Source organism: Nocardia sp. NPDC049707 (assembly GCF_040674855.1).
Classification (GTDB): Bacteria; Actinomycetota; Actinomycetes; order Mycobacteriales; family Mycobacteriaceae; genus Nocardia.
In genome coordinates this window covers 84,206-107,753 of the sequence record NZ_JBFANN010000010.1, presented here as the reverse complement: position 1 = coordinate 107,753, position 23,548 = coordinate 84,206, and the positions used below count along the sequence as shown (strand labels likewise).

Genomic DNA, 23,548 nt, shown 5'->3' with positions numbered 1-23,548 from the left:
AGTGACGCTGGAACCGTGAACCTCGATTTCGATGACCTGTACACAACCACCACGGTGCCCTGGGACCTCGGCGAGCCTCAACCGGCCGTCGTCGCGTTCGAGCGGGCGGGACGGATATCCGGCGCGGTGCTCGATGTCGGCTGCGGCCTTGGCGACAACGCCATCTACCTGGCCGGTCGGGGATATCGGGTGACCGCGATCGATGCCGCCGCGCCGGCGATCGAACAGGCGCGACGGCGTGCGGCGGCGCGCGGGGTGGACGTCGAATTCGCCGTCGCCGACGCTACCGGGCTCACCGACTTCGACAGCCGGTTCGACACCGTGCTGGACAGTGCGCTCTACCACTGCCTCACCGACGAGCAGCGCCCGCAATACATCGCGGCCGTGCATCGCGCCACGAAACCGGGCGCCCTGCTGAGCATGCTGTGCTTCTCCGACCAGACGATCGGCGGGTTACCTGCCCCGTTTCCCGTGTCCGAGCACAACATTCGCGACACGCTGAGCGCCGGTGGCTGGGCGATCACCGATCTGAGCCCCGGCGAGCTGACGGCGGTAACCGCCTCCGCCCGCGAGTTCGTGACGCAGTACCCGGACGCGGTGAGCGACGACAAGGGACGGGTGCTGATGCCGATCTGGATCGTCCAGGCACAGCGGGTCTGAACCTCGATCAACTGTGGTGTGACATACGGAGATCCAGGTTGAGTTGTTTTCGGGGTCGTCGCAGATCACCGGCGTAGACAGCTCCGGATGTCCTTATCTCGGCGGGTCGATGGTCCCGGTCGTCGATAACGACCGGATCGGACGGTGCCGAAAGTCCCGAGATCAAGAGACCCGCGTCCTGAACGTGTCCGACGTTGCTCCCTTCCTATCGATGGAACTATCGGCGATTCTCGACATAGACCAGTTCGCTTGCCGGGCTGGGAACCAGAACCGCCCCTGTCTCTATGGCCTGAAATGAACAGCGACGCAGGCGAGACCACGTCAGGAGTTCGGATGCCGATGGCGCGGAACTTTCTCCGGCCGTTCCGGTCTGCCGGAGTTTCGCCGCCGCGCACTCGCGGGCATGCCTGCCGATCGAATCCGCCCGACGCTGCAACCGAACTGGCGCCGCTTGCACAGGACCGTCCTCGTTTACCCGCACACCATCGCCCTGCCCGGCAGGTACACCCGGCTTATCTACGATCCGCACGCCGTTGGCGAACTCATCACCAATGTGATCCGCGAACCAGTCGTAGGACGCGTCGGCGGAATTGCCGACCGCGAGTACCCCGATCGTGGGCTTGTTCTGCCGCACGCCACTCGCCGGGGCCAGATCGACACCACGCGAGATGGCCGGAATGATGGTGTCACTATTGGACGGTTGGTTTCCCTGGACGCTGCGGATCACGGCGGCGATCCTGATCGTGGTCGCCACGGGGTGGCGGAATCGCCGATGGCGAGCGCGGTGGTTGCCGATTGCTGCGGGCACCGCGATAGCGGGGGCCGTTGGGGCGTGGGTCGCGGTCCCAGCGGCGCTGGCCTTGGCCGATCCCATACCGACCGAGGCGTGGGTCTGGTTCGCAGTGCTGCTGTTCGCGGCGTTCGTGCTGATCCTCGGCTGGCGCGGCGACCGGTGGTGGCGCCGCGGAGTTGCGCTGCTCGCCGTCATGCTTACCACCGTGACGTTGGTCAACGGCGTCAACGCCGCAATCGGCTATTACCCCACGATCCGCGACGCGTGGCGCACGGTATCCCATGCACCGATGCCGGCCGCGGTCGACCCCGCCCAGCTCGGCGCCGTGCCACCCGCAACGTCGTCTGGCCAGATCGTCGCCGTCAGTATTCCGGATACCCTCAGCCACTTCCGGCACCGCCGGGAATTCGTCTACCTGCCCCCGGCCTGGTTTCGCCAGCCTCGACCACACCTGCCGGTACTGGAACTGATCGGCGGAGTGTTCGCCGCCCCGGACGACTGGATCCGCGCGGGCCACGCGGTGGAAACCGCCAACGTCTACGCTCAGCAGCACAGCGGGCTCGCACCCATCCTCGCATTCACCGACGCCACCGGCGACGTCACCACCGACACCGAATGCGTCGGCGGCAACGCCGAAGACCACCTCGTCAAGGAGATCCCGGCCTACATCGTGTCCACCTTCGATGCCGCGCCGTCACCCCGCGACTGGAGTGTGGCCGGTTGGTCCATGGGCGGTACCTGCGCCGTCGACCTGGTCGTCGAGCACCCCGAGACCTTCGATCACTTCGTCGACATCTCCGGCGACCTCGGCCCGAACCTGGGCAGCAAGCAGGACACGATCAGCAAACTGTTCAATGGCGACTCCGCTGCGTGGGCCGCGCATGACCCGCTCACCGTGCTCGCCCACCGCGGCCCGTACCACGACGTGACGGGGCTGTTCATCTGCGGCACCGCCGAGCCGGCACACGTCCGCCAGGCCGGCCAACTCTCCACCGCTGCACGCCAAGCCGGTATCCCCACCGAACTTACGATCCTGCCGGGCGACCACACCTGGAAGTTCGCCGCTCGAGCCTTCGCTGCAGCCCTGCCTCGGCTTGCCGCCCAATTCGACCTGGAACCGCCGTAAATACCAACCTGCATCCGAAGATCGTCGAACGGGACACGCATTCGCATCACGGGGCGTTGTCGGGTTCACCACAGTGTCCGACAATCGCGGGTCGCGCGCGTTCCAGCTCGATGGCAGCATCCCACCGCCCAGCAACCCGCCGGACTGTCACACCAGTAAGTCTCCGGACTCACCGGGGCGATTCACGGTCTCCGGCGGCACGCTGTGGGGCAGCTGGTCGATCCGCCGAGCCCGGCTGGGCAACCGGCCGCGAGTGTTAGGGTTTCCCGTGAGTGCGCGCCGGACCACATTGCGTGATGAACAGAAGCGGTTGACCCGCACCCGGCTACTCGAGGCAGCCGAACGGCTCTTCGTCGAGCAGGGCTACGGTGCGGTTCGGATCGACGATATAACTGCCGCCGTCGGGTGCAGCCGTGCAACGTTTTATCTGCACTTCACCGGTAAGGGTGATGTACTGCGCAGCATCGGCGCCGAAGGGACCGCGCCCAGTAGTCAGCGGTTCTACCAGGACCTCGACCGGATACTCGAGTCCGGTTCTCGGACCGAGTTCGTCGGATGGGTCTCGCGTGCCATCGATTGGTTCCAGCACAATAAGGACCTGCTTCCGGCCTGGGACGAGGCGACTGTCCTGGAACCGGAATTCCGGGAAGTGGCCCGGCAGGGGCTGGTCGACACCGCCGCCGTCATGACGTCCTATCTGTCGCGCTGGCCCGAAGAGCGCCGTGACGAGGCGACGCTGCGGGTGGAACTGCTGATCGCCCAGCTGGAGCGTTTCTTCACGCGATGGGCGCAGGGCACCATCGAGGTCTCGGCCGCCAAGGCGGCCGAGGTGCTGGCCGACATCTGGTTCCCGGCGCTCCGAACTCCCGCGCCGAATGCCGGGCGTTCCTAGCTCGATCGCGGACGGCAACGAACATCCGCAAACCCAATTTCGGTCCCGGCGCACGATATTGCCGCCGGACCGCGCGAAGATGGTGTCCACCGCCGTGACGGCGCGCCATGCGCACCGAACCTGGTTGCGCCGCACCAGCGCCCGATCCTCGAAGCTGATGTCACGACCCGCGTCGACCAGGTCGTAGAGGCGGCTGATCCCGCCGACGCCACAGACCCAGCCGGTCGAGCCGCACGATGCGGCCGTCGCCATCACCGCCTCGGCGAAGTGACGCGGATGCGCGGCACAGCCGCCGAAGTCGCTCGGATTCCTCCGCGGTCGCGGCCAACCGCACTGCGAACTCCTCCATTCGACGCACCACGTCGTGCGGCATCCGCGTACCTCCCACCAGATTCGATGACAATGCGTCCGGCACTATCCGTTGCCGATGCCGCGACGGTAGGGGCCGAGCCGCGTTCTGCACACGGCGCGTTCCCACTGGGCGGAAGTTGCCTGGGGCGCCTCCGCGGTGGATCACATGTGGGTGCCGCCGTCGATGCGCACCTCGGTGCCGGTGATGAACCGGCCGTCGTCGGAGGCGAGCATCGCCACCAGCGCCGCGACGGTGTCCGGGCCCGCGAAGCCGTCACCGATGGCCGGCAGTAGTTTGGCGAACAGCGACATGTCCGCGTCTTCGGGTATGCCGGGACCCATGTTGGTGTGGCTGGTGCCGGACGCGTCGGTCATGCCGCTGGCGATGGATCCGGGGCACACCGACACCGCGCGCAACCCCCGCTTGGCGAATTCGAGGGCGATGGCGTGGGTGAACGATTGGATGCCGCCCTTGCTGGCAGCGTAGGCCGCCATGTACGGGTGCGCGAAGGTGGCAGAGGTCGAGCTGAAGTTCACCACCACTCCGTTCCCGGACTCCAGCAGGGCGGGCAGTGACTGCCGGGTCATCAGGAATGTTCCGGTCAGATTCACCCCGATGATCTGGTTCCAGACATCGAGCGACATCGACTCGGTATGGACCGAGCGCAGTACGCCGGCCGCGTTCACCAACACGTCCAGACCGCCCAGCAGGTCCACGGCCGAGGACACCGCTACTCGCACCGATTCCTCGTTCGCGATATCGACCGGCAGGGTGTGCAGCCGGTCGTGGTGCCCGGCCGCCGCTGCCAGCTCGACGGTAGCGCGCAGGCCGCCCTCATCGACGTCCGCCGCGACGACAGTGCCCGCTTCGGCCAGAATCCGGGCAACGGTCGCCTGCCCGATTCCGGATCCACCGCCGGTGATCAGCACCCGGCGTCCATCGAACCGTTCCATAAGGGGCCTCCTTGCTCCTGTGTCAACTGTTCACTCTTCTGTTCGGCAGGTTGTGCGCCCCTGGTTCCGACGAAGATTTGCACTTACTCGCTAGACTATATGTCTAGTGAGTAATACTGTGTCCACTGAATCTGTCCGAAGAACTGGAGTGGACATGACCGAAATGCGATTCGCGGGCAAGACAGCGGTGGTGACCGGCGCGGCATCTGGGATCGGAGCGGCCATCGCCGTGCGGCTGGTGGCCGAGGGTGCGAATGTGGTCGGCCTCGACATCGCCACGGCGGGCCTGGACAAGCTGGCCGCGGATTTGGGTGCAGCTTTCGTCCCGGCGCGAGCCGACGTCACCGACGAAGCACAGGTCGAAGCGAGCGTTGCGCTGGCCGTGCAACAGTTCGGGCAACTCGACCTGGCCTTCAATGTAGCCGGCGCCGCCCGCGTCGGCCAGATCACCGACCTCGCCCTGGAGGACTGGAACTACACCATCGACCTGGTGCAGAAGGGCGTCTTCCTGAGCACCAAGCACGAGGCCCGGCACATCCGCGCCAGCGGCCGCGGCGGCGCGATCGTGAACGTCGCCTCACTCAACGCGCACGTGCCGAGTTTCGCGGGCAGCCCGTACTCCACCGCAAAGGCCGGCGTGGAAATGTTCAGCAAGAACGCCGCGCTCGAGCTGGCCCGCTATGACATTCGGGTGAACGCGGTATTGCCCGGACTGGTGGACACACCACTGGTCGCGCCGGTGCTCAACTATCCGGCTGCGCGGGCGATGTACCTCGAGCGGATTCCGATGGGTGCGCCCGCGACACCGGAGCAGGTAGCCGGGCCCTGCCTGTACCTGGCCTCCGAGGACGCCTCGTATATCACTGGGACGAGCCTGATGGTGGACGGCGGCTGGGAGATCAGCAACTACCCGGACCTGACCCGACTGGCCAACGACGAAAACGGCTGGGTCTAGTACCGACGCCGTGCAACTGAGCCGTTATCCCGCCGGTGCCGACCCGTCGTGTGCGGCTCTCGCGCGCGGCACCGCGCCTGACCCCGCGACCTACTGCTCTCGTGTTCGAATGCAATCCGAACTCGACTCCTGCGGGTCAGGCCGGTTGTTCGTTCGCTACCAGTCGATCACACCGAATCGACACGGCCGCTTCCCGGGCGTGTTCGCCCTGGTCAACGGCCTGGCGAAGTCACGGCTTGCCATCGTGGCAGCATCTTCTCGATGCCCATCACGGTGATCAGGATTTCGGGCAGAGTCAGAACACATCCGGCCATTGCCCTCGGATTCCACGACCAGCGCCGAACCGGTCTCGGCGACACCGAAATTCGCGCTGTTGACCGCGCCGCGGGTGATGAGGAACTTCTCCCACAGGGGGAATTACGTTCTAGCACTTCTGTTTTCGGGGCCGACACTCTTTCGAGTGGCGGCCTCGAAATCGTCTATGGCGTTGTGAATGGTTTCCGTAGTTCGCGTTTGAGTAGTTTGCCGCTCTGATTCCGGGGCAGTGAGCCGAGGAATTGGATCTTCTTGGGAACTTTGAACGGCGCTATCAGATCCTTGGTGTGCCCTATCAATTCGTCCGCGCTTGCCGTGTGCCCGTCGCGGAGCACCACGACGGCGGTGACGGCCTCGATCCATTTCTCATCGTGTGTGCCGATGACCGCGACCTCGGCGACAGCCGGGTGGGTGTACAGAGCGTCTTCGACCTCGCGGGAGGCGACCAGGATGCCGCCGGTATTGATGACGTCCTTGATCCGGTCGACCACGGTGATGAACCCCTGCGCATCGCGCGTGACGAGGTCGCCGGAGTGAAACCAGCCGTCGCGGAACGCTTCTGCGGTCGCCTCCGGATTGTCCCAATAGCCCCGGCACAGCTGCGGTGATCGGTAGAGGACTTCGCCGGACTCGCCGTCGGCAACGTCGTGGCCCTCGGTATCGACGACTCTGGTCTCCACGAAGAACACCGGGTGCCCGCACGACGAGGGCCGATCGGCATGTTCCTCGGGGCGCAGCACGGTGGCCAGGGGGCCGATTTCGGATTGCCCGAAACAGTTGTAGAAACCCAGATCGGGGTAGCGTTCCCGAAGTCTGTTCAGCACCGTCACCGGCATGATCGAGGCACCGTACTGGGCTTTGCGCAGCGAGGACAGGTCGCGGAGGGCGAGATCGGGGTGATTCGACAGTGGCACCCACACCGTGGGAGCGAGGAACAGCGATCCGATTCGGTCGTCCTCGATCCGGCGCAGAATTTCCGGAATATCCGGTGCGGCCATCAGATTCACGGTCGCGCCCACTGATAGGTAGGGGAGTGTGAACACATGCATGCCGGCCGAGTGATATAGGGGCATGGCGATGAGGGGATTGTCGTCGGCGGTGAGGTCCAGCGCGATGACCGAGGAGACGTATTCGTGGATAAGCGCCTCATGGGTCATCATGGCGCCCTTGGGTTTCGACGTCGTACCCGAGGTGTAGAGCAACTGGACCAGGTCGGATCCGGTCGCATGCTGCGCCGGATCGGGCACCGCCCCGGTCGCGGAGACCGCGAGCAGGGCGTCCTCGGTGTCGCGCAGCGTTACCACGTGCTCGAGCGCGGTGAGATCGGCCCGCACCGCATCGAGATTCGAGGTGAGAGCCGGGTCGACCAGTACCGCGCGGGCACCGGACTGGGACAGCATGTAGGTGAGCTCGTCGCCGCGCAGCGCGTAGTTCACCGGTACGTGCACCAAACCCGCACGGGCACAGGCCAGAAAGCCGATCACATAGGCGTCGGAATTGGTGCCGTAGGCCGCGACCCGATCACCGGCGGCCAGGCCCAGCGCGAGCAGATGGGCAGCCGCCCGGCTCACCGCGGCGTCGAGTTCGCGGTAGGTGTGTGACCTGCCTTCGAACGTTACGGCGGCACGGTCGGGGACCTTCGTCGCCGAGCGGCGCAGGACACCGTCGATGGTGTTGGTGCGGGGATCGAGAATCATGCACGTCAGACTATCGGACATCAAACTATTTCGAAAGGCATTGCCCTTCCGAATGTTCACCGATGATTTCTTTTCTGCCACCGCATTTCGGATGCAAATAGCGCAACACTTTCCCCGGTCGATGCGAATAGCGCAACTCGTCTGCGCGTCTCCGTCGCAGCTGCATCGAAATCGTTCACCGCCCGGGCCGTGCTGGACACCCCCGCGGACCTGATCAGCGTCAAGATCGGCATCAACATCGTCAACTTGCTGTGAAGTCCGATCAATCGGTTATCCGGACCGACAGCGCGTTCAGCCCCCTTGCACGCGCGACGTGCAGAGCTTCCGCCTCCAGCTGTTTCAGTGGCATGCGGGCGCTGCCGGGGAACGCAGTGACAACGATCTCTTGGTCGAGGATCTGCCACACTCCGACGACTCGGCCGTTCACCACGACGATCGGGGAGATCCACCCGGCGGCGCGGCTCACCAATCCCCGATGCCTGGCCGGGATCAACACGTCGTCCGTGGTCCCAGGCCCGAGAATGTACTGATCGAAACCGCCGAGCAGCCGTAGGCCCTTCCATGCGGCGATGTCAGCGAGCTCGTCGACGTGTTCGGTCAACATCAACGCCTTGCGCCCTTCGACGTCGACTTCGGTCACTTTGTCGCCTATGTCTGCGAACCACCGACGCAATCTCGGCTTGCTCGTACTACCACGGGACAACCAGCGGTCGAACACCTCGGCAGTCGCAGGACTATAGGCACCCAGGTATGCCGAAATCACCACCGGTGCAGCCTCATCGGGCGCAGGCATCGTTCCCCAGGTCGGGTACTGGCTCGCTGGCGAAGTGAACGTGATCTGGTTACCCTGCGGCGCACCGTGGCACAGCACACCCCGCCATGCCAGCGGCTTGAGCACCTGACCCCACCCCGACCGCAGCGACTCCTCCATGCTCTTGAATCCCGTGTCCGCCATGAGCCGGGTGACCAGCTGGTCGCGGGTCAGCACCGCGCCGTCGAGAATGCCCGCCACCTTCTCGGTCAACGCGTCGACTTGTCGCGGTGTGACGCCGGAGACCCGCTGCCAGGAGGGTTTGAGCCAGAAGCCCGTAGTCTCCATGAGTGACAGGTAGGCAGGTGCCTGGCTCGGCGGCAGCAGATGCAGGGCTCCCCGCATGGCCCAGGTCTTCATCAGCGACCGATCGGCGAAGTCTCGATCGACGCTGTCCGGGGCGGGTGTCGACTGCCGTAACGCGACGGCCAGCTCGGCGGCATTCCACACCTGCGCCTGCACACCGCACAGCCTGCCGACGATCGCGCTTGCCCCCTGTGTCGTTCGTGGGTCGAGGTATTGGCGCCGCATCCGCCATGCATAAACGTGATCCCAGCTGACCTTCACACCGCTTCCTCTCCGGGGCCGAGGCTACGGACTCCCTATCTTCACAGGGTCCGGCGAGATGACCCCGCCGGACGGCGCTCGTGGCTGCGCTCACCTCACCACGACCGCGATCGCGGACACTTCGACCAGCGCACCGGGCACTCCGAGGCCGGACACCATCACAGCGGTGACCAGCGGCGGCGTGACGGTGGCGAGACCTTCCGCAGCGGCACGGTAGCCCGCGGCCACGTCGACACCGTCGACGAGCAGCACGAACACCTGCACCAGATGCTCGACCCCTACTCCAGCCGCCGCGAGCGCAGTCGCGAGGTTGGTCATCACCTGACGGGTCTGGGCGGCCACATCATCGCCGCCCACGAGCCTGCCAGCGGCGTCGACGGCATTCTGCCCACCGACATATACACCGTGGTGGCACCAGGCGGGACGATGGCGACATGGCTGAAGGCATCGGATTTGACCAGCCCCTCGGGGCGCAGCAGCGTGTGGCGGCTCATCGGGTTGCTCCGTTCGTGGCGGCTTTCGTGTGCAGGTAGAGGTCGCGCAGCAGGCAGACCTCGGACAGGTGGTGGATCAGCTCGCGGTGGATGTGCAGCACCAGATCGACCATGGGCAACTCGGGGAAGGGCTCCTTCGCGCCGATCGGGACCCGGAGTTCAGCCTCGCCGAGGCCGCGCACCCCGGCCAGCCAGACGTCGAGCTGGGCCTCGAGTTGGTCGAGCGCAGTGGCCGCATTGGGCGCGTACTCCCAGGTCTCGTACGACGCCGCCGGTGCGCCGAAATGCGAGGCGTTACGCGCCGCGAGCACGCCGACGATGACATGACCGAGTCGCCAGGCGATTGTGGTGAAGGCCGCTGGGACCGGCTGGGGGAAGGCGTAGTCGATCGTGAAGTCCCCAGCACCGAACGGCATGGGCATCGTCGAGCTGCCGCGTGGCCGCACGCTCCAGGCGTCCGGCACCGGCGACCAGAAGTACTCGTCGTCGGTGAGGCCGTCGAGCCGGGCTCGGATCTGATGGTTCCAATGGAACTCCCACTGCTCGCGCAGCGTCCGGTTCCAGTCGAGTTCGTGTGCATCCATGGAGCTACCCTGACACGCCTAGCGGACAGAATCGGTCCGCTATTTCTGGCAGGGTGGGGGACATGGCAAGCGGCGACAAGCGGGGCACGACGGGGCGGGTGCTCACCCTGCTCGGGCTACTACAACGCCAGGTCCGGACCGGTCCCGAACTCGCCGACCGGCTCGGGGTCACGCCGCGCACGGTACGACGCGATATCGAGCGGCTGCGCGCGCTCGGCTATCCGGTGCGTGCCGGCCAAGGGGTCGGCGGCGGCTACCAGCTCGGCGCGGGGCAGGACCTGCCCCCGCTACTGTTCGACGACGAGGAGGCGATCGTGACCGCGGTCTCGCTACTCGCCGGCGCGGGTGGCGCGGTCGCCAGCGCAGGCGACGCAGCACTGCGGGCGCTGACCAAGCTCGACCGGGTGCTGCCCGCCCGCTTGCGGCACGAGGTGCGAGCGCTCTCCGGCTCGGTCGAATCCTTCGACGGCGGCCGTACGCCGGTCGCCCCCGAGGTGCTCATGACGCTGGCCAGAGCCTGCCGCGATGAGGTCGAGGCCGGCTTCGACTACCCGTGCGGGAACGAGGTGCGACGGCGGCAGGTCGAGCCCTACCGTCTGGTCGCCTCCGACCGGCGCTGGTACCTGCTCGCCTACGACCTCGATCGCGACGACTGGCGCAGCTTCCGCGTCGACAAGATGACCGAGGTGTCGGCACGGACCTGGCGCTTCCGCCCGCGCCCGGCGCCCGACGCGGCGACGTACGTGCAGGAGGGTGTGGCGAGCCGGGTCTACCCGCACCAGGCGCGCTTCCTCGTGCACGCCTCGGCCGACACCGTTCGTGCGCAGATTTCAGCGTCAGCGGCCGCCGTACGACCGCGAGGGAAGCAGCGCTGCGAGGTACTCAGTGGCGCCGAAAACCTCGACGCTGTGCTCATGCACATACTCCTACTGGGGCACGACTTCGAGGTACTCGACCCGCCAGAGCTCGGGAGGCGCTGTCGCGCGCTGGCACAGCGACTGCTGTTGGCCGGTGCAACAATGCGGGACATGGAGGACTCATGAGCCGCGACCATCGCCAAGATAGGTGCAGCACAAGGCAATGCAGTATCGCGCCACCGGCTTGGGCCCGACCACGATCGCAATAGCAACCACGAGCGACCACCACTGATCCGCTCATCGGCATAGTCCAGTCCTGGGCACCATCACCACACGGTCCGCAGCCGCAAAGCGGCGAGACCGACCGGAAGGGATGAAGACCGTGATACAGCGCCGCTACAGCAGCGACACAGCCGATCAATGGGCAGGATGGTCGTACTACGGTGCGGCCCACCGATACGACATCCACGGCACACCCGAGGCCACCTCGGCCTGCACACAGGCAATGGACCGGCTCGAAACAGCCGCTGATGAGGCACGGTTGCGCGAACTCGCCTACGACGACGGCGACCGCTGCGCTTTCATCCGGTTGATCGAGATCATGGTGGACGCAGACCGCGTCGATGACCTACGGCTCCTGGCACGCGGCGGTGATGACCGCGCGCTCACGACACTCATGGAATATCTGGTCCGAACCAACAGCATCGACCGGCTGCGCGCGCAGGCACCCGAGTTCGCCAGCGCCCGACTCTGGCTGGCGCAACTACACTTCCACCGTGGTGAGGACGAGGCCGGGCTCGCCGAGCTAGAAGCCATGGAAAGCGATCCCGACAACGGCTTGTACGCCCACTCCGAACGAATAGCGCAGTTGATCCGGCTGGACCGGATAGCTGAAGTCCGCACGATGGCCGAGGCCGGCGACCGGACAGCCAAGCGACATCTGCGGCGGATATCCGCCGCACCGGATTGACCAACAAGCCGATCATGGGTCACCATCACCAACACGGCCCGCGACCAGAACAACACGGTCCCATACCCGCGGTGGCAACGACGTATCGTCGGGCAGTTTCCGATCGATATCGAGTTCTTTGGCGATCGTGCGTAATCCCTTGCCCTGGGCATGTAGCCGATGGACCGCGTCGTAGCGTTCGGCGGCGCGGGCGCGCAGCCGCGTGCACTTGCCGCGATCGCTGTCGGGCGGTCGTTTCGCATCCTCGGCGGTCTCGCCGAGGCCGACCACAGCGGCAGGTTGGGTAGTTTCAACGGAATCGACAGTCGCAGCGAAGGATTCGGTGAGGCAGCTGCGGTGTTTGATGACCGTCTTCTCCACCGCCTGGCCCAGGTTGTTCCAGAGGTGCCACCTGTCCGCGCATTGGGTAGCCTGCGGTGCGCCACGGCGAGCGCCCTCGGCATAGGCGCCGGCCCGATCTCGAGTAATCACCTCGATTTCCGGATGCCCTGCCAGCCAGGCGGCCAGCGAATCGGCCTCGCGGCCGTCGAGGATATCGATCGGCCGGTGGATAGCCATGTCCAGCAGGATCGTTGCATACCTGCGGCCGCGTTTGACGGCGAAATCGTCGACGCCCAAGATCTTTACGGGACCGACCGGCGGATCCGGCAACCCACGGATCAGCCGCAACAAGCTGTCCCGGCTGGCCAGGAGTCCCAACCGGCTCGCCAGCCGCGCACCAGCCCGCCCGGCCAGGGCCACTCCGATCGCGGTCAGCATCGACGTCAACTGGTTCGTCCGCCGTGGGCCGTCGAGGCGGCGACGGCCGCCTCCACGACCACGGCATCGCCTTCGGAACAGACGTCGCCGATCACCAAATCCCCCAAGTGCGGCAACAACTTTCGAACCAGATCAACGCACGCCCACCACCATCACCCATGCAGAACCAGATCCGACGCCAACACGCCGAACAGCGCGATCACACTGTTTGCGCCAGAACCCCGCCGAGGGACCGCAGCGTTGCCAGTTGTGGGACCGCCGACGACAGCCCGTAAGCGATCACACGCCGACCCGTTCGGTAAGCGCGATCAGGGGCAGATGAGTGTGTTTTAGGTCATTTGTCCGATGCCGATGCCGCCCACTCGGCATGGCTGGTAGTTTCTGGCGGTATGCTGCGCCGATTGACAGCCCTGTTGGGCATCACCAGCCCGTTGTTCGCGATTGTCGTCGGTGTTGCCGCACCGCAGGCCGCCGCGGCGGATACGGTCGTGCTGGCTCCGTGGGTCTCGTGCACCGGCTTCTGGTGCCGCAACGAAACTGACGACACCTATCGCGTGGACGTGATTCTCGACTGCGGTCGAGAAAGCGAGCGCGTAATCCGTGCCTATCTTCCGGCCCGCAGGACTTCGGTCGTGGGCGGTGATTGTGGTAGCCACCGCAAGCGCTGTCCGAACGACCGCGACCGCTGGTGCGACGAGGACAATCCGATCCTCGGGATTCGGTACGGCAATGTGGCGGTCGACAACGGGCCGATTCCGCCGTGGCCCTTCGGCGGCACGGGCTCTTCGTACTGAACGTGGAATAGCGCGTTCAGTTTGGGGGACAAGGTATCTGCGAGGACGGCCAGGACCAGGGCGCAGCCGGTGTCGAGGGTCAGGGTGGCGAGGTCGTGGCCGCGGGTGTGACCGCGGTTGAGGATACAGTGCCTCAACAGATTTCCGCAGATCAGAACGCTAGAAAGCCAAAATGAGCAGCCTGTTCACAGGCACTTAGCTCCCGGAAGGACACACGAGATCAAGAGCCTTCCTTGACTACCTGATAAATGGATTCGCGTTCTTCAGAGCAGTCTGCGAGGGTGACCGCGTGTCAGAGGACGTAGAGGTGCAGCCGCAGCCAGAAGACAGGAAATGGTCAGCAGGGTCGGTTCGCCTCGCAAGTCAGACGGTTACTGCGAGCGAGATCTCCGCTCGTCTGGGGATTGTGGCGGACAAGCAGTTTGAACAAGGCAGCCTGATGAGTCCCCGGAATTCGGCTAGTGCTCGACGCAAGAACAGTCTCTGGCTCCGGCATAGCGGGCTGCCCAATGACAGCGACCTCGCCGACCACGTCCGCGCGCTGGTCGACCTGCTGGACGAATGTCGCGAGGGGCTGGCCAGCCTGTCCGGCGATTGCGAAATGGAGCTGTTCCTGGGCTTCGGCAGCGACCACGGTCAGGGCGGCTGCGCGCTGCCGGCGGACCTGCTTGCCGATGTCGCCGCGTTGGGACTTGACATCGTGCTCGACCTGTATCCGCCCGGGCCACCGGAGGATTGATAGGCCGGGCACTGATCGTCGTTCACGCCAACAGGCTGATCCGTTCTGCCCGACGCGAGTCAGGATTCCGGGGCCGTGCCAGTGGCGTCTTCCGCTAATCGGCTACCTAGCAATCGCATCTCTCCCGATGACGATCAAATACGAGAGCCTGTCATGCTTTTCGACTCGGCTTGGCCGGGAGCTGAGAAATCCGCGGCACCTTCCGTGGGGCGTGCCGCACCGAAATCGGTTGCCCGGGTAGGTTCGCACAGCATGAAACGACGTGCACTTCGTCGTGCCCTGACCAGTTATGCACTGTTGCTCCCGAGCCTGGTGGGAGTCGGCTGTTTTCTGCTGCTGCCGATAGTGGTGGTGGCCTGGCTGAGCGTGTACAGCTGGAATCTGCTGGGGCCCATGCACTTCGTGGGCCTGCAGAACTGGCGCTCGGTGCTGACGGACCCGGTGTTCGGGCACGCGCTGCTGGTGACGCTGGTGCTGGCGGTGATCGTGGTCCCGGCCCAGACGCTGCTCGGTTTCGCGGTCGCCGCGCCGCTGGCCCGGCGCCGCGGCGGGACGGCGCTGCGGGTGATCTACGCGCTGCCGTGGATGTGCGCGCCGGTCGCGGTGGGTGTGGTGTGGCAGTGGCTGTTCGCGCCAACCGGCGGCGCGATCAACGCCGTGCTCGGGCACCGCACCGAGTGGCTCGCCGATCCGGTGCTTGCGCTGCCTTCCGTTGCGGTGGTGAGTATCTGGTCGAACTTCGGGTATGTCGCGCTGTTCTTCGTCGCCGGTCTGCGGGCGATTCCGCAGGAAATCCTGGACGCAGGTGCGCTCGACGGGGCGAGCGGGTGGCGGCGCACGCGCTGGCTGCTGCTGCCGATGCTGCGCCCGACCATGTTCTTCGTGCTCGCCACCGGGATCATCACCGCGTTCCAGACCTTCGACACGGTGTACGCACTGACCAGGGGCGGGCCCGGCAACCGCACGGATGTCGTTGCGATGCGGATCTTTTCCGAGGCGTTCGTTGCGGCCAGGCCCGGCCGCGCGGCGGCGATGGCGATGACAATGTTCGCGGTGATGCTCGTGATAACGCTCGTGCAGCACCGCTACTTCCGGAACCGGACGGCCTATGAGTACTGATACCGCATACCGCGGCACCGCGGCGGATTTCGTACGGAAGCCGCGACACACCACCGCCCTGCTGCGCGGGGGCATCGTCTATCTGCTGCTCGTCGCCGGGGCGCTGCTGACCGTGGCACCGCTGGTGCTCAGCGCCCTGACCTCGATCAAGACACCCGAACAGTTCGCGAGCGGATCGCCACTAACGCTGCCGAATCCGGTGACGGGCCAGAACTTCGACACCGTGCTGCACCAGGGCCTGGGCCGGGCGGTGCTGGTGACTGCGCTGATGACAGCGTTCATCACCGGCGGCCAGCTGATCACCTCCATCCTCGCCGCCTATGCGTTCGCCCGCACCGAATTCCCCGGCCGCGACGTGCTGTTCTGGATCTACCTGGGGACCATGATGGTGCCCTCGATGGTCACGCTGATACCGCTGTATCTGATGTTCGCGAAGCTGGGCTGGCTGAATACCTTCTGGGCGTTGATACTCCCGTTCGTGTTCGCCTCTCCGTACGCGATCTTCCTTCTGCGCCAGTACTTCCGGTCGATACCAAGCGAATTGCTCGGGGCGGCACGACTGGACGGCGCGAATACACTCGACATCCTGGTCCACGTGGTGGTGCCGATGAGTCGACCGATCCTGGCCACCCTGACGCTGATCACAGTCGTCACCCAGTGGAACAACTTCATGTGGCCGCTGGTGGCCAGCAGTGGCCGGACCTGGCAGGTGCTGACCGCGTCGACCGCGACGCTACAGACCGAATATAATGCGCAGTGGACTCTGGTGATGGCCGCGACAACCTTGGCAATCGTGCCGCTGGTGCTGCTGTTCATCGTGTTCCAGCGTCAGGTGCTGCGGTCGATCGCCTGGACCGGTCTCAAATGAGGCCCGCACAACGGCGTTTCACGGCCCCGAATACTTCCACCTCGGTGCTGCTGGCCATCGTGCTCAGCGTCGTGTTGCTGATCGCGGCGGCGCTGTGGCTCGGCCGCATTGGCAACGAATCGGGCCGCACCGTGCTGCATATGCGTATCTGGGACCAGAGTTTCGTCCCGGCCTATCGGGCCTCGCTCGATGCGTTCGAGCGGGCGAACCCCGATCTCGAGGTGCGGATCACGGTGGTGCCGTGGGCCTCCTACCAGCAGAAACTGCGGCTGGACGTGGCCGGCGGCACCGCGGACGACGTATTCTGGACAAACCTGTACGAGGACTACGCCGACACGGGCCGGCTACTGGACATCGGCCGGCTCCTTGGATTCGACGCCGCGCGAGCCTGGGATCCCTCGGCGGTGTCGCAGTACACGCGCCATGGGCATCTGTGGGCGGTACCGCAATTCGTCGACGGCGGTACGGCCGTGTACTACAACCGGGATCTACTCTCCGCCGCGCACGTCGATCCGGCCGAGCTGTCCACGGCGCGGTGGGGGCCGGGCGCGGATACCTTCGAACCACTGCTGCGCCGGCTCGCCGCGGTCTCGCCGTGGGCATTCAACGCTGGCAACGATTTCCAATCGATCGAGTTACCCTTCCTCGGATCGGCCGGCGGGCGGCTGCAAGGCCCGGACGAACAGTTCGTCTTCGACAGCCCACAGGGCGCCGAGGCGTTCGGCTATCTCGTGCGCCTGATCACGGACCGGCTTGCTCCGTCGGCGGCAGATACCAACGGCAACACCGACTTCGCCCGAAACACCTTCCTGCAGGGGAAGCTGGCGCTGTTTCAGTCGGGCACCTTCAACCTCGCCACGATCGCGCAGCAGGCGAAGTTCCGGTGGGGCGTGGCGATGATCCCGCAGGGCCCGGCGGGGCGGGTCAGCACCGACAACGCGATCGGTGTTTCCGCCAGCGCGGCCACCCGGCATCCGGACGCGGTGCGCCGACTGCTGGCCTGGCTCGGCAGCGCCGTTGGCAACCGCTACCTCGCGCGGGACGGCGCGAGCATTCCGGCTGTCGTTACCGAGCAGCAGGAATACCGGGACTTCTGGTCCCACAGAGGAATCGACGTCGCCCCGTTCTTCGATGTGCTGCGCGGACCCCGCATCGCCAGCGGCGGCGGGTCCGGATTCCCCGCGGCCCTCGACGCCATCAATCCCATACTGTCCGAGATGTACCTGGGCCGTACTCCGGTTCTCCAGGCCCTGTCCAGAGCGGTTGCCGCGGGTAACGCCGCCATGAGCACCCAGTAATGTCCGGACGCAGACCGTGACCGCTGAAGTTATTGCGGCACAGAATGATTCGGATGCACATCCGCGGCAGGCGGCGCCGGTCCGCACGAGCAAGTGCTCGATTTGCTTGGGCACGAACAGCGCTGAAACAACACCGGGCCCGATCCGCTATCCGCGAACCGAATCGGACATCGACCACGGTCCCATTCGCATCAGTCGTCACCGTCACCCGTCTGCGCGCTGTGGCGCGACCGGTGATCTGCGCCCGCGCCTGTCGAACCCGCGCGACTTCCCGCAGCTGCCAACGCATTCGGTTGAGCACCTCCCGCCATCTCTGCCTTGGCATGTTCGTTACTCACCCAACCTCCGTTCACACCGGCCCGGCGCGTTCACCGCGCCCGAACAGCCTTGCCCGGCGCGCCGGATCGGTCAGCACATCACGCACGAGACGTCCGATATCACTGTCCGGCAACGTACGAACTTCGATGGTGCACCCACCAGCTCGCCCAGACCGAGCGAGACGGCCCCTTGCCGCCCTGGGCCACCGCGTGGTCCCGCGCCCGGTGAGGCGATCAATTCCTGGTTTGCGCGATTTGAGGCAAACGCCTCATGCGACCACGGAGGCGGCGGACCGATGATCAGGGCATGACAAAGCGAGTTCAGGAATCACGGAGATCACCGGTCATGACCGAATTGACATTCGAACCACCGACCGTCGAGCGATTCGGTACGCGCACTTCAGATCACACACCTGGAGTGCCGGGCGGCGGGCGGGTCGATGCGGTCAACGTAAGCCGGCATGTCGGGGCGCGGCAGATTCTCCAGAAGCTGTCGTTGTCGGTCGAACCAGGCGAGTTGGTCGCCATTGCCGGCTGCAGTGGAGCAGGAAAGAGCACATTGCTGGAGATCCTCGCGGGACTGCGACCACCGTCTGTGGGAGAGGTTCGGCATGACGGCATCGTTCGCGGGGCCCGAGTCAGCGCCGATTCCCGTATCGGCTACGTGCCCCAGGAGGACATCATCCACCTCGAGATGCCTCTGCGCCGCACGCTGCGCTACGCTGCGCGGCTACGGCTGCCCGCAGGCACATCGGCGGCCGAGGCGGACCGGGTAGTCGACGAGACCATGCACGACCTCGACCTGACTGATCGGGCCGAAGTGCCGGTCCGTGCGCTCTCCGGCGGCCAGCGCAAGCGGGCCAGTATCGCAGTGGAGCTATTGACTCGGCCACACCTTTTCTTCCTCGACGAACCCACCTCGGGGCTCGATCCGTCGACCGCAGCCTACGTGATGCGTCTGCTGCGCCGACTCAGCCAGCGTGGGGTCACAGTCGTCCTCACGACGCATGAGCCGGTCGGCATCGACCGGTGCGACCGGGTGGTATTCCTGGCGCGCGACGGCCATCTGGCCTTCACTGGCAGCCCGACCGAGGCTCGGCGCTACTTCGGCGTGGAGGATCTCGCCGAGGTGTACGACCGGCTGGCGCATGAGCACACCCCTCAGATTTGGGCAGAGCGATTCGCGGACAGTGGTGGGAAGTCGAAAGCCCGGCCTGGCTCGGCTCCATTGCCCATCTCTGCCACCCGTTCAGACGTCAAGGGCGCGGGCACGGTCCGGCAATGGTGGCTACTTACACGACGCAATGTTGATGTTCTCCTTCGCAACCGCCTGACCCTGGCGGTTCTGCTCGGCTCACCGGTGCTGGTCACTGCCATGATGGCGACGCTGTTCAAGCGCGGCGCGTTCGATCCGCGTAGCGAAGCCGACCTCGGCCCGGCCCAGATCGTGTTCTGGATCGCATTCGCAGGCTTCTTCTTCGGCCTTACCTACGGCCTGCTCCAGATCGTCGGGGAGATGGCGGTCTTCCGGCGGGAGCGCCTGGCCGGGCTCAGCGTGGGCGCCTACGTGGCATCCAAGGTGACAGCGCTGCTTCCGGTGCTGGCTGGAGTGAGCGCGGTGCTCCTCGGTGTGCTGCGGGCGCTCGGTCGGCTCCCCGCCATCGGCTGGGACGTGTCCGCCTTCCTGTTTGTGACGATTGTGATCGAGGCGACCTCGGCACTGGCCCTCGGATTGCTCGCCTCGGCTGCGGTCTCCAACGCCGCACAGGCCGCCCTCGCCCTGCCGATGCTCTGCTTCCCTCAGGTTCTGTTCGGTGGCGCCATAGTCCCCGTGGACGAGGTGGCCCTCCCTGGACGCCTGATGAGTCTCGGCCTATCCAACCGCCACGCCTTCGAAGCGCTGGGTCGCGACCTGGATCTCGACCGGTACACCGCCACGCTGCCGGCCATGTCCGCCTACGGCGGCACCTTCCACGGAGGCACTGGCGCCAGTCTTATCGCGCTCGCCTCGTTTGCCGTCAGCCTCATGCTGGCCACGGTATGGGTCTTGGACCGGCGGTCCCGGCCCGGCGCATCCCAGCGATGAAGTCCCCGTGCAGTCGGTCCCGCCAGATGTCTGAACAGATGCCGGCGGGCCCCGGGCGCGCGGCACCGACGATGCTTCAATTTCCCACGGCCGCGTTGACCGGGAAGCTCACCAGACCCCGATCGATCGCGGCGAGGCTGGCCTGCGTGCGGTTATTGACGCCGAGCTTGGCGTAGACACGTTCGACGTGGTTGCGGGCCGTTTTCTCGGCGATGAACAGTTCGGCGGCGATGTCTCGGTTCGACCGGCCCTGCGCGACGAGTCGCAGGATCTGAACCTCGCGGTCGGTCAGCCCGGCCGGCCATGGCGTCCGGCGCGATATCTGCGGACCGGCCACCGCAAGCACGGCCGCAACCGACTCGGCGTCGAAGCGTCCGGCGCGCGCCTCGGTTCGCAACTGATCGGCAGCGCCGCGAGAATCGAGCGGCGGCCGGTGGGGACACGGCTCGAGCAGTCGCTGATAAGCCTCCGCCGTTGCAAGCAGCCGGTCCTGCGCGGTCAACTCCGCACCGGCGATCCCTCGGGGAAAGCCGGACCCGTCGATCCGTTCCCGGTGTTTCATCGCGACGGGCACCACCGACTCCAAGCCGTTGACTCGGCTCAGTATCCGGCCGGTCAGATCCGGATACATCCGTACCCGTTCCCATTCAGCCGTACTGAGCGGCCCCTTCTTCTCCCAGATCTGGTTGGACACTCCCATTTTGCCGAGGCCGTGCACTAGGCCGGCACGGTAGAGATGCGTGATGTCCGACGGCGACATGCCCAGGTGTCGGGCTGCCCCGGCCACCAGATTCGCGACGCCACGCGAATGCCCCAGAGTGAACGGAGATTTGAGATCGACGAAATCGGCCATGGCCTCGAGTAACTCGTCGCTCTCCTCGGCCGTCAGGGTTCGGTCACGATCCGGTGCTTGGGCCAAAGCTTCGGTCCAGACGTCGATTTCGAGCAACCCGTCCACGATCGCCGCCGCGTTACGATCGAACACCGCCGCCACGGCTGGGCTGAACTGACTGCCGCGCCGAGAACGGAGAACATCCTTCGCGTGCTCGAGCCCACCTGCACGCAGGTGCACCTCGACGACGTCTGCGACGTGAGCGATGTGGATCTCGACTGGGATATCCTCTCCGCGAGAACCATTGGGCAACCCCCGGCCGTCCCAGCGTTCGAAGACGTAGGCCAGCGCCTTTCCGACCTGCCCGTCCAAGCCCATCCGATCGGAGAGAACCCCGGCGGAACTGCAATGCGACTGGATCAGTGTGGCGATCTGGCTGCGAGCCGTGACCAGAAAGGCAGTGGCACGGATGCCGCGCTCCCAGCCTGGCAATCCACGTCCAACATGACTCATCATCAGCCGCAGAAACGGCAGGCCGGTCATGTCCACCGAGTACGTGTCGGCCCGGAAGGCTATGTCGTCGCCGAAGAGCGCCGAGAGTTCGTGCGAGTCGGCGTGACAACCGATCCACCCAACCAGATTGGCGTAGTACACGGTCGCTCGCTGTTGCTGGTCGAGCCCCATCCGCTCGGCGATCCGTGTCGCGATCAAGGACGACCGAAGCATGTGTTCCATCGGCTGACCCAGACCGAGGTCGATCGCAAGCGATATCGCGGCCAGCAGTTTGGCTCTGCTCAGACCCTTTCCCGAGCTGGGCAGCGTCCCGTACGGGTGCATCTTCCCATTGTCCACCCGAACAACGGCCATCTCGGCGCAAGAGACGGAACACCGGCCTCATGACCCCCACGGGCCCCAGCACGCGCGGATCGGCAAGAGTCCAAGGTCTCCAAGATCGAGGGTAAGTCGGACTGCCAGGTTCGGTACACAACAGGAAGTACTGAGCCGCAGCAAGTCTCGCGGCAGAAGGCGTAATCCGCGCTGTCATCGTCTATCGGCCACCACGTTCTGACCGCGGTCACCTCCGGCGGCTGCGGCCGTCGCCGATTGGAAGGTGGTGCTGACCGTCACCAAGTTCGGCGTTGTGATTCGCAGCGATGTGTGGCGGTTTTTTCGCGCCGATGGTGACATCCGCGACACCGAAAGGGCCCTCAGGATCGGCGTGGGCGATGCACTGCGGTAGCCGGGGTAGTACGGCGACCGGCTCCGTGGCCGGGTGCGCGTCGGGCGGTGAAGCGGACGGACCCGCGCACGTAACTCCCGCCCATCGGTCAGCGTGTCCGCTCGCCATGTCTTCGCCGGTATGCCATCGTGGCCGGGCAGCTGGGTGAGATCGTCCGGCGGGTGTGGGACAGACGACTGCGGACAATCATCGGAAAGGTCGCGCCCCTTGACGACGCCGTCGCCGCCTTCGATCCGACCGAGCGGGTCCAGGGAAAGACGATCATCCGCGTTCGTCCGTAAGGACTCCGGGACGCGATCGCTTGGCGGCGGATCGGCACGACGGAGCCTGGCGCTCCCCGAGCAACAAGATATGGCCCGCTAGTCGAGTCATCGCGGAACGTAACGCACACCCACAGTGCCGTGTAGGCGAGGGCTGATATAGAGAGGTATTCAAATGAAAGCGATCGTGGTGACGGACCAGGTCGCCGGAACAGCTGGGATGAAGCTGGTGGAGCGACCCGAGCCACATGTGGCGAGGCTCGCCAGCCTCTCGGGCGCGAGCTACGGCGATGTAGTCGTTGAAGTTCATGCGTCGGGATTCACCTGGGATGAGCTGGAGTGGCCCTCGACCTGGACCGACCGCCTCGGCCGTGACCGGACACCGTCGATCCCCGGGCACGAGCTGGCCGGAGTGGTCAGCGCTCTCGGCTATGGCACGACGGGGCTGTCGGTGGGACAGCGGGTGTTCGGCCTCACGGACTGGACTCGCGATGGCACGCTGGCGGAGTACACAGTCGTCGAGGCACGCAACCTCGCGCCGCTCCCGGGTGACGTTGACTTCACGGCGGGCGCGGGCGTCGTGATGCCGGGCCTGACCGCGTGGCAGGGATTGTTCGAGCATGGCCGCCTCCGGGCGGGGCAGAGCGTCCTCGTGCACGGTGCGGCCGGCGCGGTCGGTTCGATGGCGACGCAGCTCGCCCGCGAGGCCGGCGCCTACGTCATCGGCACCGGACGCGCTGCCGGCCGTCAGACGGCGCTCGACTTCGGCGCGCAGGAGTTCGTCGACCTCGAGAACGACTCGCTGGAAGACGTCGGCGGTGTCGATCTGGTGTTCGATGTCTTCGGCGGAGACATCGGGAGGCGGTCCGCGGGTCTGGTTCGAGCCGGAGGAACGCTGGTGACCGTCGCCGGGCCGCCCGAGGTGCGTCCCGTCCACGGCCTGGCGGTCGACTTCGTTGTTGTGCCCGATCGCGCCCAACTGAGTGAGATCGTCCAGCGGGTGCGTGACGGACGGCTGCGCACGAATATCGGCAACATCGCGACCCTCGACGGTGCCGTCGCCGCCTTCAACCCAACCGAGCGGGCCAAGGGGAAGACGATCATCCGCGTTCGTCCGTAAGGAATCGGCGACGCGATCGCCGGGCAGCAGATCGGCATAGCGACTCTCGCCCTGAGCTTGTTCCGCACCTGAAATCCGTTGCGTAATTGT

The 23,548-nt window shown here is 65.8% G+C and carries 22 protein-coding genes and 2 pseudogenes; 14 read left to right on the top strand and 10 right to left on the bottom strand.

The features are described 5' to 3' along the window. Positions 1-15: 15 nt before the first annotated feature. The 3 genes from AB0J29_RS12435 (at position 16) to AB0J29_RS12425 (ending at position 3,471) form a co-directional block, all read left to right on the top strand. The gene (locus AB0J29_RS12435) at positions 16-660 is read left to right on the top strand and encodes a class I SAM-dependent methyltransferase (RefSeq protein WP_364783626.1); all 645 of its coding nucleotides are present in this window, start codon (positions 16-18) and stop codon (positions 658-660) included. A 668-nt stretch (positions 661-1,328) separates the two neighbouring features. After that, the gene (locus AB0J29_RS12430; protein WP_364783623.1) at positions 1,329-2,579 is read left to right on the top strand and encodes an alpha/beta hydrolase-fold protein; all 1,251 of its coding nucleotides are present in this window, start codon (positions 1,329-1,331) and stop codon (positions 2,577-2,579) included. A gap of 268 nt (positions 2,580-2,847) precedes the next feature. Beyond that, on the top strand, positions 2,848-3,471 hold the full coding sequence (locus tag AB0J29_RS12425; protein ID WP_364783620.1) for a TetR/AcrR family transcriptional regulator: 624 nt from the start codon (positions 2,848-2,850) through the stop codon (positions 3,469-3,471). A 42-nt stretch (positions 3,472-3,513) separates the two neighbouring features. Here AB0J29_RS12425 and AB0J29_RS12420 read toward each other — a convergent pair. Further along, positions 3,514-3,669 (bottom strand): annotated as a pseudogene (locus tag AB0J29_RS12420) (hydroxylase); the annotation flags it as partial. A 315-nt stretch (positions 3,670-3,984) separates the two neighbouring features. Beyond that, on the bottom strand, positions 3,985-4,776 hold the full coding sequence (locus AB0J29_RS12415) for an SDR family NAD(P)-dependent oxidoreductase (protein ID WP_364783617.1): 792 nt from the start codon (positions 4,774-4,776) through the stop codon (positions 3,985-3,987). A 154-nt stretch (positions 4,777-4,930) separates the two neighbouring features. Between AB0J29_RS12415 and AB0J29_RS12410 the strand changes: the two genes are divergently transcribed. After that, on the top strand, positions 4,931-5,731 hold the full coding sequence (locus tag AB0J29_RS12410) for an SDR family NAD(P)-dependent oxidoreductase (RefSeq protein WP_364783614.1): 801 nt from the start codon (positions 4,931-4,933) through the stop codon (positions 5,729-5,731). 236 nt (positions 5,732-5,967) lie between these two features. Here the strand turns inward: AB0J29_RS12410 and AB0J29_RS12405 are convergent. From AB0J29_RS12405 to AB0J29_RS12380, 6 genes and pseudogenes are all read right to left on the bottom strand, one after another. Further along, positions 5,968-6,133, bottom strand: a pseudogene (locus AB0J29_RS12405) (LUD domain-containing protein); the annotation flags it as partial. Between the two features lie 77 nt (positions 6,134-6,210). Next, positions 6,211-7,743: a fatty acyl-CoA synthetase gene (locus AB0J29_RS12400; RefSeq protein WP_364783611.1), complete on the bottom strand. Its 1,533-nt coding sequence runs from the start codon at positions 7,741-7,743 to the stop codon at positions 6,211-6,213. A gap of 262 nt (positions 7,744-8,005) precedes the next feature. Beyond that, positions 8,006-9,121, bottom strand: coding sequence for a crosslink repair DNA glycosylase YcaQ family protein (locus tag AB0J29_RS12395; protein WP_364783608.1), 1,116 nt, complete (start codon positions 9,119-9,121; stop codon positions 8,006-8,008). A gap of 90 nt (positions 9,122-9,211) precedes the next feature. Next, on the bottom strand, positions 9,212-9,463 hold the full coding sequence (locus AB0J29_RS12390; protein ID WP_364783605.1) for a RidA family protein: 252 nt from the start codon (positions 9,461-9,463) through the stop codon (positions 9,212-9,214). Further along, a complete protein-coding gene (locus AB0J29_RS12385) occupies positions 9,439-9,615 on the bottom strand; it encodes a hypothetical protein (RefSeq protein WP_364783602.1) in 177 nt (58 codons plus the stop codon). The genes AB0J29_RS12390 and AB0J29_RS12385 overlap by 25 nt, the downstream gene beginning before the upstream one ends. Further along, positions 9,612-10,199, bottom strand: a complete 588-nt coding sequence (locus tag AB0J29_RS12380; RefSeq protein WP_364783599.1) for a DinB family protein — start codon at positions 10,197-10,199, stop codon at positions 9,612-9,614. The genes AB0J29_RS12385 and AB0J29_RS12380 overlap by 4 nt, the downstream gene beginning before the upstream one ends. Before the next feature lie 62 nt (positions 10,200-10,261). Here AB0J29_RS12380 and AB0J29_RS12375 point away from each other — a divergent pair, with 62 nt between their 5' ends. Together AB0J29_RS12375 and AB0J29_RS12370 are read left to right on the top strand one after the other, a co-directional pair. Next, positions 10,262-11,242, top strand: coding sequence for a YafY family protein (locus AB0J29_RS12375; protein WP_364783595.1), 981 nt, complete (start codon positions 10,262-10,264; stop codon positions 11,240-11,242). 187 nt (positions 11,243-11,429) lie between these two features. Next, positions 11,430-12,026: a hypothetical protein gene (locus AB0J29_RS12370; protein ID WP_364783592.1), complete on the top strand. Its 597-nt coding sequence runs from the start codon at positions 11,430-11,432 to the stop codon at positions 12,024-12,026. 12 nt (positions 12,027-12,038) lie between these two features. Here the strand turns inward: AB0J29_RS12370 and AB0J29_RS12365 are convergent, their stop codons facing one another. Continuing rightward, positions 12,039-12,785, bottom strand: coding sequence for a transposase (locus AB0J29_RS12365; protein WP_364783589.1), 747 nt, complete (start codon positions 12,783-12,785; stop codon positions 12,039-12,041). A 401-nt stretch (positions 12,786-13,186) separates the two neighbouring features. Here AB0J29_RS12365 and AB0J29_RS12360 point away from each other — a divergent pair, with 401 nt between their 5' ends. The 6 genes from AB0J29_RS12360 to AB0J29_RS12335 all read left to right on the top strand — a co-directional run bounded on the left by AB0J29_RS12360 (position 13,187) and on the right by AB0J29_RS12335 (position 20,006). Continuing rightward, positions 13,187-13,579 carry a hypothetical protein gene (locus AB0J29_RS12360; RefSeq protein ID WP_364783586.1) on the top strand — a complete coding sequence of 131 codons (393 nt, stop codon included), beginning with the start codon at positions 13,187-13,189 and terminating at the stop codon, positions 13,577-13,579. A 289-nt stretch (positions 13,580-13,868) separates the two neighbouring features. Further along, positions 13,869-14,318: a DUF4279 domain-containing protein gene (locus AB0J29_RS12355; RefSeq protein ID WP_364783583.1), complete on the top strand. Its 450-nt coding sequence runs from the start codon at positions 13,869-13,871 to the stop codon at positions 14,316-14,318. A 252-nt stretch (positions 14,319-14,570) separates the two neighbouring features. Further along, positions 14,571-15,437 (top strand): sugar ABC transporter permease, encoded by an 867-nt coding sequence (locus AB0J29_RS12350; protein ID WP_364783580.1) that lies wholly within the window; start codon positions 14,571-14,573, stop codon positions 15,435-15,437. Beyond that, positions 15,427-16,305, top strand: coding sequence for a carbohydrate ABC transporter permease (locus AB0J29_RS12345; protein WP_364783577.1), 879 nt, complete (start codon positions 15,427-15,429; stop codon positions 16,303-16,305). The genes AB0J29_RS12350 and AB0J29_RS12345 overlap by 11 nt, the downstream gene beginning before the upstream one ends. A 44-nt stretch (positions 16,306-16,349) precedes the next feature. Continuing rightward, a complete protein-coding gene (locus AB0J29_RS12340; protein ID WP_364783574.1) occupies positions 16,350-17,603 on the top strand; it encodes a sugar ABC transporter substrate-binding protein in 1,254 nt (417 codons plus the stop codon). Positions 17,604-18,191: 588 nt separating this feature from the next. After that, on the top strand, positions 18,192-20,006 hold the full coding sequence (locus tag AB0J29_RS12335; RefSeq protein WP_364783571.1) for an ATP-binding cassette domain-containing protein: 1,815 nt from the start codon (positions 18,192-18,194) through the stop codon (positions 20,004-20,006). Positions 20,007-20,082: 76 nt separating this feature from the next. On the opposite strand, the gene AB0J29_RS12330 is transcribed toward AB0J29_RS12335, so the two are convergent. Then, positions 20,083-21,675, bottom strand: a complete 1,593-nt coding sequence (locus AB0J29_RS12330; protein ID WP_364783568.1) for an HD domain-containing phosphohydrolase — start codon at positions 21,673-21,675, stop codon at positions 20,083-20,085. 274 nt (positions 21,676-21,949) lie between these two features. Between AB0J29_RS12330 and AB0J29_RS12325 the strand changes: the two genes are divergently transcribed. Next, positions 21,950-22,078, top strand: a complete 129-nt coding sequence (locus tag AB0J29_RS12325) for a hypothetical protein (protein ID WP_364783565.1) — start codon at positions 21,950-21,952, stop codon at positions 22,076-22,078. A 435-nt stretch (positions 22,079-22,513) separates the two neighbouring features. Beyond that, complete coding sequence (locus tag AB0J29_RS12320) at positions 22,514-23,458, top strand: NADP-dependent oxidoreductase (protein WP_364783562.1); 945 nt, start codon at positions 22,514-22,516, stop codon at positions 23,456-23,458. Positions 23,459-23,548 lie beyond the last annotated feature (90 nt).